Source organism: Pseudomonas oryziphila, from assembly GCF_003940825.1.
Taxonomy (GTDB): domain Bacteria; phylum Pseudomonadota; class Gammaproteobacteria; order Pseudomonadales; family Pseudomonadaceae; genus Aquipseudomonas; species Aquipseudomonas sichuanensis.
Window position 1 is genome coordinate 3,969,313 of record NZ_CP034338.1, and the last position, 17,018, is coordinate 3,986,330.

Annotated in this window: 15 protein-coding genes; 10 read left to right on the plus strand and 5 right to left on the minus strand. The window is 63.0% G+C overall.

All coding sequences use genetic code 11. The features are described 5' to 3' along the window. Positions 1-3: 3 nt before the first annotated feature. The 3 genes from EJA05_RS18680 to EJA05_RS18690 all read right to left on the minus strand — a co-directional run bounded on the left by EJA05_RS18680 (position 4) and on the right by EJA05_RS18690 (position 2,613). On the minus strand, positions 4-393 hold the full coding sequence (locus EJA05_RS18680; protein ID WP_125859377.1) for a DUF4398 domain-containing protein: 390 nt from the start codon (positions 391-393) through the stop codon (positions 4-6). A gap of 282 nt (positions 394-675) precedes the next feature. Continuing rightward, the gene (locus EJA05_RS18685; RefSeq protein ID WP_125464778.1) at positions 676-1,173 is read right to left on the minus strand and encodes a PaaI family thioesterase; all 498 of its coding nucleotides are present in this window, start codon (positions 1,171-1,173) and stop codon (positions 676-678) included. 57 nt (positions 1,174-1,230) lie between these two features. Next, positions 1,231-2,613: an amino acid permease gene (locus EJA05_RS18690; RefSeq protein ID WP_125859378.1), complete on the minus strand. Its 1,383-nt coding sequence runs from the start codon at positions 2,611-2,613 to the stop codon at positions 1,231-1,233. Positions 2,614-2,867: 254 nt separating this feature from the next. On the opposite strand from EJA05_RS18690, the gene gcvA reads away from it, so the two are divergent. Both gcvA and EJA05_RS18700 read left to right on the plus strand, forming a co-directional pair. Further along, on the plus strand, positions 2,868-3,764 hold the full coding sequence (gene gcvA, locus EJA05_RS18695; RefSeq protein ID WP_125859379.1) for a transcriptional regulator GcvA: 897 nt from the start codon (positions 2,868-2,870) through the stop codon (positions 3,762-3,764). A 241-nt stretch (positions 3,765-4,005) separates the two neighbouring features. Then, complete coding sequence (locus EJA05_RS18700) at positions 4,006-5,256, plus strand: 2-aminoadipate transaminase (protein ID WP_125859380.1); 1,251 nt, start codon at positions 4,006-4,008, stop codon at positions 5,254-5,256. Positions 5,257-5,259: 3 nt separating this feature from the next. On the opposite strand, the gene EJA05_RS18705 is transcribed toward EJA05_RS18700, so the two are convergent. Further along, on the minus strand, positions 5,260-5,562 hold the full coding sequence (locus EJA05_RS18705; protein WP_125464782.1) for a hypothetical protein: 303 nt from the start codon (positions 5,560-5,562) through the stop codon (positions 5,260-5,262). A gap of 230 nt (positions 5,563-5,792) precedes the next feature. On the opposite strand from EJA05_RS18705, the gene EJA05_RS18710 reads away from it, so the two are divergent. Next, the gene (locus EJA05_RS18710) at positions 5,793-6,221 is read left to right on the plus strand and encodes a hypothetical protein (RefSeq protein WP_125859381.1); all 429 of its coding nucleotides are present in this window, start codon (positions 5,793-5,795) and stop codon (positions 6,219-6,221) included. A gap of 68 nt (positions 6,222-6,289) precedes the next feature. Then, positions 6,290-8,404 (plus strand): elongation factor G, encoded by a 2,115-nt coding sequence (fusA, locus tag EJA05_RS18715; protein WP_125859382.1) that lies wholly within the window; start codon positions 6,290-6,292, stop codon positions 8,402-8,404. 105 nt (positions 8,405-8,509) lie between these two features. Here the strand turns inward: fusA and EJA05_RS18720 are convergent, their stop codons facing one another. Then, positions 8,510-9,952, minus strand: coding sequence for a SulP family inorganic anion transporter (locus EJA05_RS18720; protein ID WP_125859383.1), 1,443 nt, complete (start codon positions 9,950-9,952; stop codon positions 8,510-8,512). A gap of 250 nt (positions 9,953-10,202) precedes the next feature. Here EJA05_RS18720 and EJA05_RS18725 point away from each other — a divergent pair, with 250 nt between their 5' ends. The 6 genes from EJA05_RS18725 to nuoC all read left to right on the plus strand — a co-directional run bounded on the left by EJA05_RS18725 (position 10,203) and on the right by nuoC (position 17,016). Beyond that, positions 10,203-10,967, plus strand: coding sequence for a secretin N-terminal domain-containing protein (locus tag EJA05_RS18725; RefSeq protein ID WP_190306004.1), 765 nt, complete (start codon positions 10,203-10,205; stop codon positions 10,965-10,967). Positions 10,968-11,466: 499 nt separating this feature from the next. Next, entirely contained in the window at positions 11,467-12,792 is a 1,326-nt protein-coding gene (gene aceA, locus EJA05_RS18735) for an isocitrate lyase (protein WP_023630475.1), read from the plus strand. A 219-nt stretch (positions 12,793-13,011) separates the two neighbouring features. Then, positions 13,012-13,674, plus strand: a complete 663-nt coding sequence (locus EJA05_RS18740; RefSeq protein WP_125859385.1) for a lysoplasmalogenase — start codon at positions 13,012-13,014, stop codon at positions 13,672-13,674. 380 nt (positions 13,675-14,054) lie between these two features. Next, complete coding sequence (locus EJA05_RS18745) at positions 14,055-14,468, plus strand: NADH-quinone oxidoreductase subunit A (RefSeq protein WP_110993934.1); 414 nt, start codon at positions 14,055-14,057, stop codon at positions 14,466-14,468. 9 nt (positions 14,469-14,477) lie between these two features. Next, positions 14,478-15,155: a NuoB/complex I 20 kDa subunit family protein gene (locus EJA05_RS18750; protein ID WP_008096180.1), complete on the plus strand. Its 678-nt coding sequence runs from the start codon at positions 14,478-14,480 to the stop codon at positions 15,153-15,155. Positions 15,156-15,234: 79 nt separating this feature from the next. Next, positions 15,235-17,016 carry an NADH-quinone oxidoreductase subunit C/D gene (gene nuoC / locus EJA05_RS18755; RefSeq protein ID WP_125859386.1) on the plus strand — a complete coding sequence of 594 codons (1,782 nt, stop codon included), beginning with the start codon at positions 15,235-15,237 and terminating at the stop codon, positions 17,014-17,016. Positions 17,017-17,018 lie beyond the last annotated feature (2 nt).

Sequence of the window (17,018 nt, forward strand, 5' to 3'; positions counted from 1 at the left end):
CCTTCAATGAACGGATTTGGCAGTTGGGCTGTCAGGAGCATCAAGGATCTCCTGCTTGAGCACTTCGATCCCCTTGCGGGCGACCTCCAACTGCTCTTTGGCCTTGAGCGCCTGGGCCTTGCGCTCGGCTACTCGCGCGTCTGCCCTCGCCCCTTCGGCCAGGGTGCGGGCCTGTTCGAACTTCTTCTCCCCCAAGGCCCGGTCCAGGGCGCTCATCTTGTCCTGGGCGGCGCGCATCTCCACCGGGGCATATTGGGTGGCTTCGGCGGCGACGGCGCGGTTGACCGCATTGCGGGCCAGTTCGATCTGCTCATTGGGAACGGTCACACTGGCGCAGCCGCTCATGATCATGAGCAGGCCGACAAGCGGCAAAGTCTTGCAGTTGAAACGCATGGAATAGGCTCCTTTGATGCGCTCGCGAATCTGTGGCTACCGGCGTCGGTGACCACAGGCAGTTGATGAACAGACAGCCTGATCTGGAAGCGACGCAAGACTATTGCCACGAAGCCGACGGCCAAATAGGACTTTTCCCAACTACCCTGTCGGCTTTTTCAACAACTGCTTCGGCGTAGGCCCTATGCCTGACGGCAAAACGCCTGAACGGCGCACGCCCACGTTTGGGGCGAGCGCCGTTCAGGCGTCTACTGGCAAAAATGCTGGGTGAACGGCCTGTTGTCAGGCCTGGCCGTGTGCCTTGAGCTTGAGTTTTTCGGTGTCCACCCGCACGAACACCGAGTCGGCGGTGACAGTCAGGACATCACCCGCCCAGACCTCGCAGATGACCCGCGTCTTGCGTCCGACTTCGCCCTCCACGCGGGCCTTGAGCAACAGCTCCACGCCCATTGGGGTCGGTTTCAGGTAATTGAGCCCGAGGCTGCCGGTGACGCAATCGATACGCGGCAGGCTGCCCGCCTCGCGGCCCTCGGCGCGGTAGTGGTAGGCCATGGCGGTCCAGTTGGAGTGGCAGTCGACCAGCATGGCCAGCAAGCCGCCGTAGACCAGGCCGGGCCAGCCGATGAAGGTTTGATCCGGTGCATGCCGGCACAACAGGTGGATGCCGTCGGCATCCCAGTGGCTTTGCAGGTGCAGGCCGGAGGGGTGGGCGCTACCGCAGCCGTAGCAAGTGCCGTCGGGTGCGGCGAGGGCCTGGAGGGAAAGCATCTGATCGTTCATACGCAGCCTGTGCTTGTTGGAATGGGGGCGCGAAACACCCCCATTAAAACAGAAACATCAGGCCGTCTGCGCCACTGCACCGCCGCGCTTCTGGGTCAGCGAAACCAGCAGGATGAACAAGGTCACCCCTGCGGTCATCAGCGTTTCATAGCGGTAGGCATCGCTGAACAGCATGTAACCCAGGACCATCACGATGGTGCCGATCACCAGCCAGGTCAGCCACGGGAACAGCCACATCTTCAGCTCCAGCGGCCGCCCTTCACGCTCGGCACGGGCACGCATGCGCAGCTGCGAAACGGCGATCACCAGGTACACCAGCAAAGCGATGGCGCCGGTGGTCGAGAGCAGGAAGCCGAAAACCTTGCCGGGGAACACATAGTTGACCAGGCAGCCAGCGAAGCCTGCCAGGGTCGAGAGGATCACCGCCACGGTCGGCACGCCAGCACCCGAGATACGCTTGGTCATGCTCAGCGCCTGGCCACGGGCACCCAGGGAGTACAGCATCCGCGAAGCGGTATAGAGGCCGGAGTTCATGCAACTGGTCACTGCCACCAACACCACCAGGTCAACCAGCAGCTTGGCCCCGGGCACATTGAGCACCTCGAGCACACGCTGGAACGAACCCACGGATTTCAAGGCAGGGTCGTTCCAGGCCACCAGCGATACCACCAGGAAGATCGACGCCAGGTAGAAGATGGCGATGCGGTACACCACCAGGTTGGTAGCACGGCGGATCTTGTCTTTCGGGTTGGCGGTCTCGTCGGCGGCGATGGTGACGATCTCGGCGCCGAAGAACGAGAAGATGGTGATCAGCACGCCACCCAGCACGGTGCCGAAGCCGTTGGGCATGAAACCACCGTGGTCCCACAGGCGGCTCACCCCGGAGACTTCGGCCAGCGGCCAGAAGCCGAACACCGCCAGGCTGCAGACCACGATGAAGGCTATGATCGCAACCACTTTCACCAGCGCGAACCAGTACTCGAAGGCACCGAAGTTCTTCACGCTGATCAGGTTGGTGCCCGACAGCACGACCATGATCAGGAAGGCGAACAGCCAGGACGGCACCCCAGGGAAGTAGGCGTGCAGGATGTCGGCGCCGGCAATGGCCTCGACCGGGATGATCAGCACCCAGAACCACCAGTACAGCCAGCCGATGGTAAAGCCGGCCCAAGGGCCGATGGCTTCGCTGGCATAGGTGGAGAACGAACCGCTGTTGGGGTTGGCGATGGCCATTTCGCCGAGCATGCGCATCACCAGCAGCACCAGCAAGCCAGTCATGGCATAGGAGATGAGGATGGCCGGGCCGGCGGTGGCGATGGCGTTGGAGGAGCCGATGAACAGCCCGGCGCCGATGATGCCGGCGATGGAAATCATCGAGACCTGACGGGAGGTCAGGCCGTGTTGCAGGGAACGCTGTTTCTTGTTGTCTGGCGATGCCATGGGGAACCCTCGAATGGGTCGGCCGTTGCAAGGACGGCTGAAAGTTGGAGCAGAATTCAGTAAGTCGCAGGTGCTCGTTGTTGTTCTTGTTAAACGCCGGTCGTGGTTTTGCCCTCCTCTTTGCACTACCGGTTGTCATCGTTGATCCAGGTCAGTATTAATCTATAGGGACGGGTCAACAAACGACCTTTTCGAAGCACATCATTCTGTTAAGGAATGAATTCCTTCCTTTTTTGCCGGGTAGCGCCTTCGCCATGTCCAAACGCCTGATGCCGTCCACCACCGCCCTGCAGTGTTTCGAGGCCGCCGCCCGCCACCTGAGTTTCACCCGCGCCGCGCAGGAACTGCACCTGACCCAGAGCGCGGTCAGCAAGCAGGTGGCGCAGCTCGAGGACATGCTCGCCCACCCGCTGTTCCAGCGCATTCGCCGGCGCCTGCACCTCACCCCGGCGGGGGCGCTGTACCTCACCGAGGTGAACAAGATCCTCACCCAGATCGACATCTCCAGCCGCTACATCCTCAGCTACGGCGACGAGACCGAGGTGCTGCGCATCGCCACCCAGCCGACCTTCGGCGCACGCTGGCTGGTGCCCCGGCTCAAGGGTTTTGGTGAGCGGCATCCGCGCATCCACCTGGACATCCGCAACGAACTGGAGCCGTTCGACCTGGTGCAGGCCAAGGCCGACGTGGCGTTTTTCTTTGGCCAGGGCACCTGGCCGGGGGCAACCTGCATCGAGCTGTTCAGCGAAGCCGTGGTGCCGGTGTGCGCGCCCGCGCTGCTGGCCCGGCAGCGCATCACCTGCGCCACGGCGCTAACCGAGCACCGCCTGCTGCAATGCGCCTCGCGCCCGGAAGCCTGGCACGAGTGGTTCCTGGGGCTGGGGCTGCACAGCCAGAACAGCTACCACGGGCCACGTTTCGACACGTTCTACCTTTGCATTCGCGCCGCCATCGCCGGCTGCGGGATTGCCCTGATCCCGCGCTACCTGGTGGCCGAGGAGCTGAGCGAGGGCAAGCTGGTGGTGGCCTGGGACCACCCGGTGCCCAGCAATGGCCGGCACTTCATGGCTCATGCCGAGCATGCGGCCGAGGTGCCGAAGGTACGGGCCTTTGTGCAATGGATTCGCGAGCGGGTGGCTGAGGGGGATTGAGGCCGCCTGTAATGGCCTCTTCGCGGGTAAACCCGCTCCCACAGGTACAGCACTGCTTTCAAGTTCAGTGTGGGAGCGGCGGTTCGCCGCTGCGATTTACCCGCGAAGAGGCCGGCAACAGCAACACAAATTCCAGCAAGATCGCGAATTCATGGAATGATCGCAATCCGATAATTCGTTTGCGGAATATATCCCCGGCACGCTTCGATAGTCAGTAATTCGAACAACAGGCCGCGTGCACATGAATCAGGAAAGTATCAGCCAGTCCATCGCCATCGTTCACCCGATTACACTTTCCCATGGCCGTAATGCCGAAGTGTGGGATACCGACGGCAAACGTTATATCGACTTTGTCGGCGGCATTGGCGTGCTCAACCTGGGCCACTGCAACCCGGCAGTGGTCGAGGCGATCCAGTTGCAGGCCACGCGCCTGACCCACTATGCGTTCAACGCCGCCCCCCATGGCCCGTACCTGGAGCTGATGGAGCGCTTGCGCCAGTTCGTGCCGGTCAGCTACCCCTTGGCAGGCATGCTCACCAACAGCGGCGCGGAGGCGGCGGAAAATGCCCTGAAGGTGGCCCGTGGCGCCACCGGCAAGCGCGCCATCATCGCCTTCGACGGCGGCTTCCATGGCCGCACCCTGGCCACCCTCAACCTCAACGGCAAGGTCGCGCCCTACAAGCAACGCGTGGGCGAGCTGCCCGGCCCGGTCTACCACCTGCCCTACCCCAGTGCCGACACCGGGGTCACCTGCGAGCAGGCGCTCAAGGCCATGGAGCGGCTGTTCAGCGTTGAGCTGGCGGTGGAGGACGTGGCGGCATTCATCTTCGAGCCGGTGCAGGGCGAAGGCGGCTTCCTCGCCCTGGACCCGGCCTTTGCCCAGGCGCTGCGGCGCTTCTGCGACGAGCACGGGATCCTGATCATCATCGACGAGATCCAGTCGGGCTTCGGCCGCACCGGGCAACGCTTTGCGTTCCCCCGCCTGGGCATAGAGCCCGACTTGCTGCTGCTGGCCAAGAGCATCGCCGGCGGCATGCCGCTGGGCGCAGTGGTCGGCCGCAGGGAAATCATCGATGCGCTGCCCAAGGGCGGACTGGGCGGGACCTACTCGGGCAACCCGATCGCCTGTGCAGCGGCGCTGGCGAGCCTGGCGCAGATGACCGATGCCAACCTCGCCACCTGGGGCGAACGTCAGGAACAGGCCATCGTCGCGCGCCATGCGCGCTGGAAAACCTCAGGGGTGTGCGCTGCGCTCGGGCGCCTGACCGGCACCGGCGCCATGCGTGGCATCGAACTGCTCAATGCCGACGGCAGCCCGGCGCCAGCGGCGCTGGCCAAGGTGCTGGAAGCGGCGCGTAGCAAGGGGCTGCTGCTGATGCCAAGCGGCAAGGCGCGGCACATCATCCGCCTGCTGGCACCGCTGACCATCGAGCCACAGGTGCTCGAGGAAGGGCTGGATATCCTCGAGCAGTGCCTGGCGGAACTCGGCTGAGGCTTACAGCCCGAGTTCTTCGGGGGTAGGCATGTCGCATTCGAAGGCGATCCAGCCGCCTTCGAGTTCGGCGTGGCCGTTGACGATCAGGCCGTAGTAGCTCAGGCCGTTCTCCAGGGTGACGCAGATGTGCGTGGCGCCTTTTTCGGGAGCCGCGAGCGTGCCGACGAAATGCACTTTCTTCAGCACCTCGGTCACCGCCTCGAGGCCCACGCGCATGCTGGTGTTTTCCGAGGCCTCGGTGTCGCCCCCACGGTCTTCGGCGCTGACGGTCACGGTGGCGATGTAGGGGTACTTGGTGCTCAAGCGGGGTTACCTCAACAGGTGTATTAGGCGTATGGGCGCGTAGAGTACGGCAGGCCTTCCCGATTGTCTCTACCGGCCTCATCGCGGGGCAAGCCCGCTCCCACAACGAGACGATATCCCTGTGGGAGCGGGCTTGCCCCGCGAAGAGGCCTGGCCTGCAACAGGTGATCTGGATGCCCCGATCTGTTAGGGTGCCCGCCGATGCACGCCACACCACGCGAGGATACCGAGTGAGCGCAGAACTTCCCCTGATCGCCGACCTGTTCGAGGTCGACAAACGCCTGACCCTCAAGCCCGTCGTGGACTTCAACAGCTACCTGCGCAACGCCTTCGCCGACGGCGCCTGCCGCTGCCATCGCTGTGTAGAGGGCAACGGCGACGAAAGCAGCTACAGCCACCGCCACACCTTCGAACTGGAAGGCCGCACGGTGAATCGCCGCTTCGCCAACACCGCCGGCAGTGACGTGCTGCTGGTGCTGAAGAAAGCCTGGCTGTCCTACACCAAGAACGACCTGGTCACCGTCGGCACTCTGGACATGACCACCCTCAAGTCCTTCACCGAGGCCAACCTGCACGCCCGTCTGCTGGCCCTGCTGCCGGCCAGCGGCCTGGCCCGGGAAGTCGACGGCCAGTGGCAGTTGCAAGTGCTCGCCGACTGACGGCCTGCCACGGCAGGATTCTCCCGCTCTGCTAAGTTGGGAGAACCTTCACCCGCAGGTGACCCGCCATGGCCCGCACGACCCCCATCGAGCTGTACCGCAATATCGGCATCGTCGCCCACGTCGATGCCGGCAAGACCACCACCACCGAGCGGATCCTGTTCTACACCGGGGTCAACCACAAGATGGGTGAGGTGCACGACGGCGCCGCGACCATGGACTGGATGGCCCAGGAGCAGGAGCGTGGCATCACCATCACCTCGGCGGCCACCACCGCGTTCTGGCAAGGCTCGACCAAGCAGTTCGAGCACAAGTACCGCTTCAACATCATCGACACTCCCGGCCACGTCGACTTCACCATCGAGGTGGAGCGCTCGTTGCGCGTGCTCGATGGCGCAGTGGTGGTGTTCAGCGGCGCTGATGGCGTGGAACCGCAGTCCGAGACCGTCTGGCGCCAGGCCAACAAGTACCATGTGCCGCGCCTGGCCTATATCAACAAGATGGACCGGCAAGGCGCCGACTTTCTGCGCGTGGTGAAGCAGATCGACCAGCGCCTGGGCCACCACCCCGTGCCGATCCAGTTGGCCATCGGCAGCGAGGAGAACTTCATCGGCCAGATCGACCTGGTGAAGATGAAGGCCATCTACTGGAACGACGCCGACAACGGCACCAGTTACCGCGAAGAAGCGATCCCCGCGGAGCTGCAGGCCCTGGCCGACGAATGGCGGGCCCACATGATCGAGGCGGCGGCGGATGCCAGCGAAGAGCTGACCCTGAAGTTCCTCGACGGCGAGGAGTTCACCACCGAGGAAATCAAGGCAGCCCTGCGCCAACGCACCATCGCCAATGAAATCGTGCCGACCATCCTCGGCTCGTCGTTCAAGAACAAGGGCGTGCCATTGATGCTCGACGCGGTGATCGACTACCTGCCCGCCCCGTCCGAAATCCCGGCGATCAAGGGCACCGACCCGGACGATGAAGAGAAGCACCTTGAACGCCACGCTGACGACAAGGAGCCGTTCTCGGCCCTGGCCTTCAAGATCGCCACCGACCCGTTCGTCGGCACCCTGACCTTCGCCCGGGTGTATTCGGGGGTGCTCAGCTCCGGCAATGCGGTGCTCAACTCGGTCAAGGGCAAGAAGGAACGCATCGGCCGCATGGTGCAGATGCACGCCAACCAGCGTGCCGAGATCAAGGATGTGTGCGCCGGCGACATCGCCGCGCTGATCGGCATGAAGGACGTGACCACCGGCGACACCCTGTGCGACATGGACAAGCCGATCATCCTCGAACGCATGGACTTCCCTGACCCGGTGATCTCCCAGGCGGTCGAACCCAAAACCAAGGGCGACCAGGAAAAAATGGGCATCGCCCTGAGCAAGCTGGCCCAGGAAGACCCGTCGTTCCGGGTCAAGACCGATGAGGAAACCGGGCAGACCATCATCTCCGGCATGGGTGAGCTGCACCTGGACATCATCATCGACAGGATGCGCCGCGAGTTCAACGTCGAGGCCAACATCGGCAAGCCGCAGGTGGCCTACCGCGAGAAGATCCGCAACACCTGCGAGATCGAAGGCCGCTTCGTGCGCCAGTCCGGTGGGCGTGGCCAGTACGGCCACTGCTGGATTCGCTTTGCCCCGGGCGACGAGGGCAAGGAAGGGCTGGAGTTCGTCAACGAGATCGTCGGCGGCGTGGTGCCACGTGAATACATCCCGGCGATCCAGAAAGGCATCGAGGAGCAGATGAAGAACGGCGTGCTGGCCGGCTACCCGCTGATCAACCTCAAAGCGGCGGTGTTCGACGGCTCGTACCACGACGTCGACTCCAACGAGATGGCCTACAAGATCGCCGCCTCGATGGCCACCAAGCAGTTGTCGCAGAAAGGCGGCGCGGTGTTGCTCGAGCCGGTGATGAAGGTCGAGGTGGTGACGCCCGAGGAGTATCAGGGCGACATCATGGGCGACCTGAGCCGGCGCCGCGGGATGATCCAGGACGGTGACGAGACCCCGGCCGGCAAGGTCATCCGGGCCGAGGTGCCACTGGGCGAGATGTTCGGCTACGCCACCTCGATGCGCTCGATGACCCAGGGCCGGGCCAGCTACACCATGGAATTCACCCGCTATGCCGAGGCACCGGCGAGCATTGCCGATGCCATCGTCAAGAAGAATCGCGGGGAGTCATGAACCCATCGCGGGGCAAGTCGCAGCGGCGCACCGCCGCTCCCACGCAATGCCTGTGGCTGATGCGTGGGAGCGGCGGTGCGCCGCTGCGACTTGCCCCGCGATGATTCAGTGCTGCTCACCCGCCCGCTTCAGCAGCTTTTTGCAACGCTCGGACAGATGCACCACCCGCAACTGCTTGCCTGCCTTGGCATACCGCTCGCGCAAGGTCTTGAGCGCCGCGATCGCCGAATAATCGACAAAGCTCAAATGCTGGCAATCCAAGGTCACCTGGGCCGGATCATTGGCCGGGTCGAACTGATTGAGAAACGGCGTGGTCGAGGCGAAGAACAACGTCCCATGCACTTGGTAATGCTTGTCGCCCGCCGCATCCACATGGCTGTCGGCGTACAGTTCACGCGCATGCTGCCAGGCGAAGTTGATCGCGGCGATGACGATACCGAACATCACCGCCATGGCCAGGTCGGTGAACACCGTCACCACCGTTACCGCAATGATCGCCAGCACATCGCTCGCCGGCACTTTGCGCAGCACCCGCAACGAGGCCCAGGCGAAGGTCTGCTGGGCCACCACGAACATCACCCCGACCAGAGCCGCCAGCGGAATACGCTCGATCAACGGCGACAGGAACAGCACGAACAGCAGGATCATCACCCCGGCCACCACCCCCGACAGCCGCCCACGGCCGTTGGAGCTGAGGTTGATCACGGTCTGGCCGATCATCGCGCAGCCGCCCATGCCGCCGCACAGGCCCGAGACCATGTTGGCCGCCCCCAACGCCACGCACTCGCGGTCCGGGTAGCCACGGCTCTCGGTGACTTCGTCGGTGAGGTTGAGGGTAAGCAGGGTTTCCAGCAGGCCGACCATGGCCATCAGCAGCGCATAGGGCGCGATGATCTTCAGTGTCTCGAGGTTCCACGGCACGTCCGGCAAGGCCAGTTGCGGCAAGCCGCCGGCAATGTGCGCCATGTCGCCGAGGGTGCGGGTGGGCAAGCCGACCAGGTACACCAGCAGGCCGACGCCGAGGATCGCCACCAACGCCGGTGGCACCGCACGGGTCAGTTTGGGCAGTATGTAGACCACCAGCATGGTCAGGGCCACCAGGCCGATCATCAGGTACAGCGGCGTGCCACTGAGCCAGCGCTCACCCTCTTTGAAGTGCTCCAACTGGGCCAGGGCGATGACGATGGCCAGGCCATTGACGAAACCGAGCATGACCGGGTACGGCACCAGGCGCACCAGCTTGCCCAGGCGCAGCACGCCGAACAGGATCATCACCACCCCGCCCAGCAGCACCGTGGCCAGCAGGTATTGGGCGCCGTGCTGCACCACCAGGGCGACGATCACCACCGCCATCGAGCCGGCGGCGCCGGAGATCATCCCCGGGCGGCCGCCGAACAGCGCGGTCAGGGTACAGATGATGAACGCACCGTACAGGCCCATCAGCGGATTGAGGTGGGCCACCAGGGCAAAAGCGATGCACTCGGGCACCAGGGCGAACGAGGTGGTGAGGCCGGCGAGCAGGTCGGCGCGTAGGCGAGCGGGTTTCATGGGGGGCCTGTACAGGAAGTTAAGGCAGCACGCCCTGCCCTGTGGGAGCGGGTTTACCCGCGAATGCGATGGGGCATTCCCTGACGCTTTCGCGGGTAAACCCGCTCCCACAGGACATGTGTTGCCTTGAGGGGCGAGACTGAAATTTGGGGGCGATGTTACGTAAATTGACTGACAGCGGCCAGCAACAGCCGCAACCTTTCACACCCCTGTGATCCAGGCCCGGCAAGATGCCGACAAATTTGCCATCATGTTCATTCCACCCGCGGAGATCATGGACATGCCGCTACGCCCCCTCCTTGCCTCGCTGCTGCTGGCCGCCAGCCTGACCGCCCAGGCCGCCACCGAGGTCATCCCCCTGCAACACCGCAGCAGCGCCGAGCTGCTGCCCGCCGCCCAGTCGTTCCTGGGCAAGGACGGTAGCGTCAGCTCCTTCGAGGACAAGCTGATCGTCAATGCCAGCCAGGAGCGCATCGACGACCTGCGCACCCTGCTGCAACAACTGGATACCGCACCCAAGCGCCTGCTGATCAGCGTCGACAACAACGACAGCAACTTCCAGGACAACCGCGGCAATGCGCGGGTAATCCACTACGGCACCGCCAACCGCGAAGGCGGCCTGCAGCAGATCCAGGCCAGCGAAGGGCAACCGGCGCTGATCCAGGTGGGCCAGAGCATCCCCATCACCAGCACCTCCACCGACGGCTACGGGCGCATCCAGAGCGACACGCAATACCGCAATGTCACCCAGGGTTTCTACGTCACCCCACGCCTGACCGGTGACACCGTACGCCTGCAAATCAGCAGCAATAATGACCGAATGAGCCAGGAACGTGCCGATGTAGTGAAAGTGCAAAGCACCGACACGACGGTCACCGGCAGGCTGGGTGAGTGGATCACACTGGCAGGCTACAACCAGGACAGCCAGGCCGAGCGCAGTGCGTCAAGCCTCAGCTACAGCACCCAGCGCGGGGAAAATATGACTTTGCGTGTCAAAGTCGACCTTCTTGACTGATCCCAGGCAATTCAAGGCCTCGACCAAAGGCCTTGAAACTGACCAGCAAGTCGCATTAGACCAAAGATGTAGTAACCAGAAAAAAGCACTACAAAATCGTTGACAGGCACTTTTTGGCAAAGGCATGATGGCCTCGCTCCCGCTAATCAGAGGCCCTGGCAAGGGTCTTCGGAGCGCCCTGCACACCACCAGCGCAGGCGCTTCGTGTCCATACGGCCCACAAGGCGGTTCGACGGGATTGCGACTGCAACGAAGAAGTTGTCCCGAGGGACGGAAGCGCATCACCGCAGTCATCAGCAATCGCGTAGCACCGCAGCACGGCATCCACGAGCCAACCTGCAGCGCACGCCTTCGCCCGGCCTGCACACCCTTCCCCCTTCGAGCCTTCTGCGTTCGCCGCCGCACTCCCCCGAACAGGACAGCCGCCCGGCCCTCTGACCCGCGTTTGTCGAGCATCAGCACAATTACACTCAAGATCGATGCGACGAGGTTTATTTCCATGGCACTGACACGCGAACAGCAAATTGCAGCCCTCGAGAAAGACTGGGCCGAAAACCCGCGCTGGAAAGGCGTGACCCGTACCTACACCGCCGCTGATGTCGTTCGCCTGCGTGGCTCGCTGCAACCGGAGCACACCCTGGCTCGCCAGGGCGCAGAGAAACTGTGGAAGCTGGTCACCCAAGGTGCCCACCCGTCCTTCCGCCCAGAAAAAGATTTCGTCAACTGCATGGGCGCCCTGACCGGCGGCCAGGCAGTGCAGCAGGTCAAGGCCGGCATCCAGGCCATCTACCTGTCCGGCTGGCAGGTTGCCGCCGACAACAACTCGGCCGAATCGATGTACCCCGACCAGTCGCTGTACCCGGTCGACTCGGTTCCGACCGTGGTCAAGCGCATCAACAACTCGTTCCGTCGCGCCGACCAGATCCAGTGGAAAGCCGGCAAGAACCCAGGCGACGAAGGCTACATCGACTACTTCGCGCCGATCGTGGCTGACGCCGAAGCCGGTTTCGGCGGCGTACTGAACGCCTACGAACTGATGAAGAACATGATCGAAGCGGGCGCCGCCGGCGTGCACTTCGAAGACCAGCTGGCCTCGGTGAAAAAATGCGGCCACATGGGCGGCAAGGTACTGGTACCGACCCAGGAAGCCGTACAGAAGCTGGTGGCTGCCCGCCTGGCCGCCGACGTTGCCGGTGTACCGACCATCATCCTGGCCCGTACCGACGCCAACGCCGCCGACCTGCTGACCAGCGACTGCGACCCGTACGACCAGCCGTTCGTGATCGGCGACCGTACCCGTGAAGGCTTCTACAAGGTCCGCGCCGGCCTCGACCAGGCCATCTCCCGCGGCCTGGCCTACGCGCCGTATGCCGACCTGATCTGGTGCGAAACCGCCAAGCCGGACCTGGACGAGGCCCGTCGCTTCGCCGAAGCGATCAAGAAGGAATACCCGGACCAGCTGCTGTCGTACAACTGCTCGCCTTCCTTCAACTGGAAGAAGAACCTGGACGACGCCACCATCGCCAAGTTCCAGCGCGAACTGTCGGCCATGGGCTACAAGCACCAGTTCATCACCCTGGCCGGCATCCACAACATGTGGCACGGCATGTTCAACCTGGCGCACGACTACGCCCGCAACGACATGACCGCCTACGTGAAGCTGCAGGAGCAGGAATTCGCCGACGCCAGCAAAGGCTACACCTTCGTGGCGCACCAGCAGGAAGTGGGCACCGGCTACTTCGACGACATGACCACCGTGATTCAGGGTGGCGCTTCGTCGGTGACCGCACTGACTGGTTCGACCGAGGAAGAACAGTTCCACTGATTGGTGTGAGCTGAACAAGAAGCCCAGACTCCGTCAGGAGCCTGGGCTTTCTTTTGTCTGCACCGGCCTCTTCGCGGGTAAACCCGCCCCCACAGGATCGGCACTCCCCCTGAGCCCGGCACAGCACCTGTGGGAGCGGGTTTACCCGCGAAAGGGCCGGCACAAGCATTCTCCGCGTTCAGGTCTATGCTTGTGTCTACCCAGCAGCAAGGACCGCCCATGCCCCGTCCAAGCCACCTGATCCTGATCGCCATCGCAGCCGCCGCCTGCTATCTATATGCACTGGCCAGCGGTAACGCCCTGCTCGGCCTGCTGGTCAAACCCATTCCCGTGCTCGCCCTGATCGCCTGGCTGAGCACCACGCCCGCCACCCCCTACCGCCGCTGGATCATGATCGGCCTGGCCTTCTCGGTACTTGGCGACATCCTCCTGGCCATCCCCCGCGACCTGTTCGTGTTCGGCCTGGCCGCGTTCCTGTGCGCCCACCTCGCCTACCTGCGCGGTTACTGCAACCTGACCCAGCGCCCAGCCTATCCCTCACTGGCACTCGCACTGCTGGTAGGCGGCTCGCTGTTCGGCCTGCTCGCCAGCCACGGCCTGGGCCCACTGCTGATCCCAGTGGCGCTGTATGCCCTGGCGATCGGCTGCATGCTCTGGCGCGCCCTGGCCTGTGGTGGCGTCGCAGCACTGGGCGCCTGCGCCTTCGTATTCTCCGACAGCCTGATCGGCATCGACCGCTTCGTCAGCCCGTTTGCCGCCGCACAGTACCTGATCATCCTGCTCTACTGGCTCGGCCAGTGGCTGATCGCCGCCTCGGTGATTCGCACCCCAAGCTCCGAACCATTGATCCAGAGCGGTACGCGTGAGATTGGAAGCTGTTAGAACGAGCATTTTTCGCATTTGCAAGTGGCGAGGCCGCCCAATGAACTTTGCAAGGCTCAGAACTGCTAAATCAATACAGCTCAATCCAAATGATATTAATTATCATTACACAACTAAGTCGTCATTACGCCGGGTAAGAAACATAATTAACAAAACCGCACGCAATGCCCGAAACTCAAGGGTTTCAGCCAGTTACGAACGGTTTTTGTTCTTAAACCTACGAATAAATTTGCAACGGAAATTTTACTTGCACCGGGTTTACCCATAAAATCAGCGCGATTGATTCAGCTGCGACATTTGGTCACTGCGCCTGCGACACCGCGTCGCCGCTCTACTTATTTCAGACTTCAGAGCTGGGTCTCTGTATAAGGATTTCTAGCATGTCCGATTCGGCAGGACTCATGGCCCACAACTGGGGCTTTGCCATCTTCCTCCTGGGTGTCGTCGGCCTGTGCGCCTTCATGCTCGGCCTGTCCAGCCTGCTCGGTAGCAAGGCCTGGGGCCGCGCCAAGAACGAACCCTTCGAATCCGGCATGCTGCCCGTCGGCAGCGCTCGCCTGCGCCTGTCCGCCAAATTCTATCTGGTCGCGATGCTGTTCGTGATCTTCGATATCGAAGCCCTCTTCCTGTATGCATGGTCTGTGTCCGTCCGCGAAAGCGGCTGGACCGGATTCGTCGAAGCACTCGTTTTCATAGCAATTCTGTTGGCAGGTCTTGTCTACCTATGGCGCGTCGGGGCGCTCGATTGGGCTCCCGAAGGTCGCCGCAAGCGGCAAGCGAAGCTGAAACAATGAGGCTTTGGCATGCAATACAATCTCACCAGAATCGATCCGGATGCGCCCAACGAGCAGTACCCGGTCGGTGAACGGGAAACCGTCACCGATCAGCTGCTAGAGGACCAGGTCCACAAGAACATCTACATGGGGAAACTCGAAGATGTGCTGCGTGGCGCGGTCAACTGGGGTCGCAAGAACTCCCTCTGGCCGTACAACTTCGGCCTGTCCTGCTGCTACGTGGAAATGACCACGGCCTTCACGGCACCCCACGACATCGCCCGCTTCGGCGCCGAAGTCATCCGGGCCTCGCCGCGTCAGGCCGACTTCATGGTCATCGCCGGTACCTGCTTCGTGAAGATGGCGCCGATCATCCAGCGCCTGTACGAGCAGATGCTTGAGCCCAAGTGGGTCATCTCCATGGGTTCGTGCGCCAACTCCGGCGGCATGTACGACATCTACTCGGTCGTTCAAGGGGTCGACAAGTTCCTCCCCGTGGACGTGTACGTGCCTGGCTGCCCGCCGCGCCCCGAAGCATTCCTGCAAGGCTTGATGCTGCTGCAGGAGTCGATCGGCCAGGAGCGACGCCCGCTTTCCTGGGTTGTCGGCGATCAAGGCATTTACCGTGCCGAGATGCCTGCCCAGAAAGACCTGCGTCGCGAACAGCGTATCGCGGTAACCAACCTGCGCAGCCCCGACGAAGTCTGATCCAGCGACCTGCCGCCCGCTCCCCCAGGAGCCGGCGGCCTGGCTTCATTCTTAACGTTGACCCAAAGCGACCGAGACCATGACAGCGGACAACGCTATTTATATTCCGCCTTACAAGGCTGACGACCAGGATGTGGTCGTCGAACTGCACAACCGATTCGGCGCCGACGCTTTCGTCGCCCAGGAAACCCGCACCGGCATGCCGGTACTGTGGGTCAAGCGTGCCCAGCTCAAAGAAATCCTGACCTTCCTGCGCAACGTCGCCAAGCCGTACAGCATGCTGTACGACCTGCACGGCGTGGACGAGCGCCTGCGCACCCAGCGCCGCGGCCTGCCGGCTGCCGACTTCAGCGTGTTCTACCACCTGCTGTCGATCGAACGTAACAGCGACGTGATGATCAAGGTGTCGCTGAGCGAAGGCGACCTCAACCTGCCCACCGTCACCGGTATCTGGCCCAACGCCAACTGGTACGAGCGTGAAGTGTGGGACATGTTCGGCATCGACTTCGCCGGCCACCCGCACCTGACCCGCATCATGATGCCGCCGACCTGGGAAGGTCACCCGCTGCGCAAGGACTTCCCGGCCCGTGCCACCGAGTTCGACCCCTACAGCCTCACGCTCGCCAAGCAGCAGCTTGAAGAAGAGTCGGCGCGCTTCAACCCCGAAGCCTGGGGCATGAAGCGTTCGGGCGCCAACGAGGACTACATGTTCCTCAACCTTGGCCCGAACCACCCGTCCGCCCACGGTGCCTTCCGTATCGTCCTGCAGCTGGACGGAGAAGAGATCGTCGACTGTGTCCCTGACATCGGCTACCACCACCGTGGCGCCGAGAAGATGGCCGAGCGCCAGTCCTGGCACAGCTTCATCCCCTACACCGACCGTATCGACTACCTCGGCGGGGTGATGAACAACCTGCCGTACGTGATGGCGGTGGAGAAGCTGGCCGGCATCAAGGTGCCGCAGAAAGTCGACGTGATTCGCGTCATGCTCGCCGAGTTCTTCCGCATCACCAGCCACCTGCTGTTCCTGGGTACCTACATCCAGGACGTCGGCGCCATGACCCCGGTGTTCTTCACCTTCACCGACCGCCAGCGCGCCTACACCGTGATCGAGGCGATCACCGGTTTCCGCCTGCACCCGGCCTGGTACCGCATCGGTGGCGTAGCCCACGACCTGCCGCGCGGCTGGGACAAGCTGGTCAAGGACTTCGTCGAATGGCTGCCCAAGCGCCTGGACGAATACACCAAGGCTGCCCTGCAGAACAGCATCCTCAAAGGCCGTACCATCGGCGTCGCCGCCTACAACACCAAAGAGGCCCTGGAATGGGGCACCACCGGTGCCGGCCTGCGTGCCACCGGTTGCGACTTCGACCTGCGTAAAGCCCGCCCCTACTCCGGCTACGAGAACTTCGAGTTCGAAGTACCGCTGGCCCACAACGGCGATGCCTACGATCGCTGCATGGTCCGTGTCGAGGAGATGCGCCAGAGTATCCGCATCATCGACCAGTGCATGCGCAACATGCCGGAAGGCCCGTACAAGGCGGATCACCCGCTGACCACGCCGCCGCCGAAAGAGCGCACCCTGCAGCACATCGAGACCCTGATCACCCACTTCCTGCAAGTCTCGTGGGGCCCGGTCATGCCGGCCAACGAGTCGTTCCAGATGATCGAGGCGACCAAGGGCATCAACAGTTACTACCTGACGAGCGATGGCGGCACCATGAGCTACCGCACCCGGATCCGTACCCCGAGCTACCCGCACCTGCAGCAGATCCCTTCGGTGATCAAAGGCAGCATGGTCGCGGACCTGATCGCGTACCTGGGCAGTATCGACTTCGTTATGGCTGACGTGGACCGCTAAGC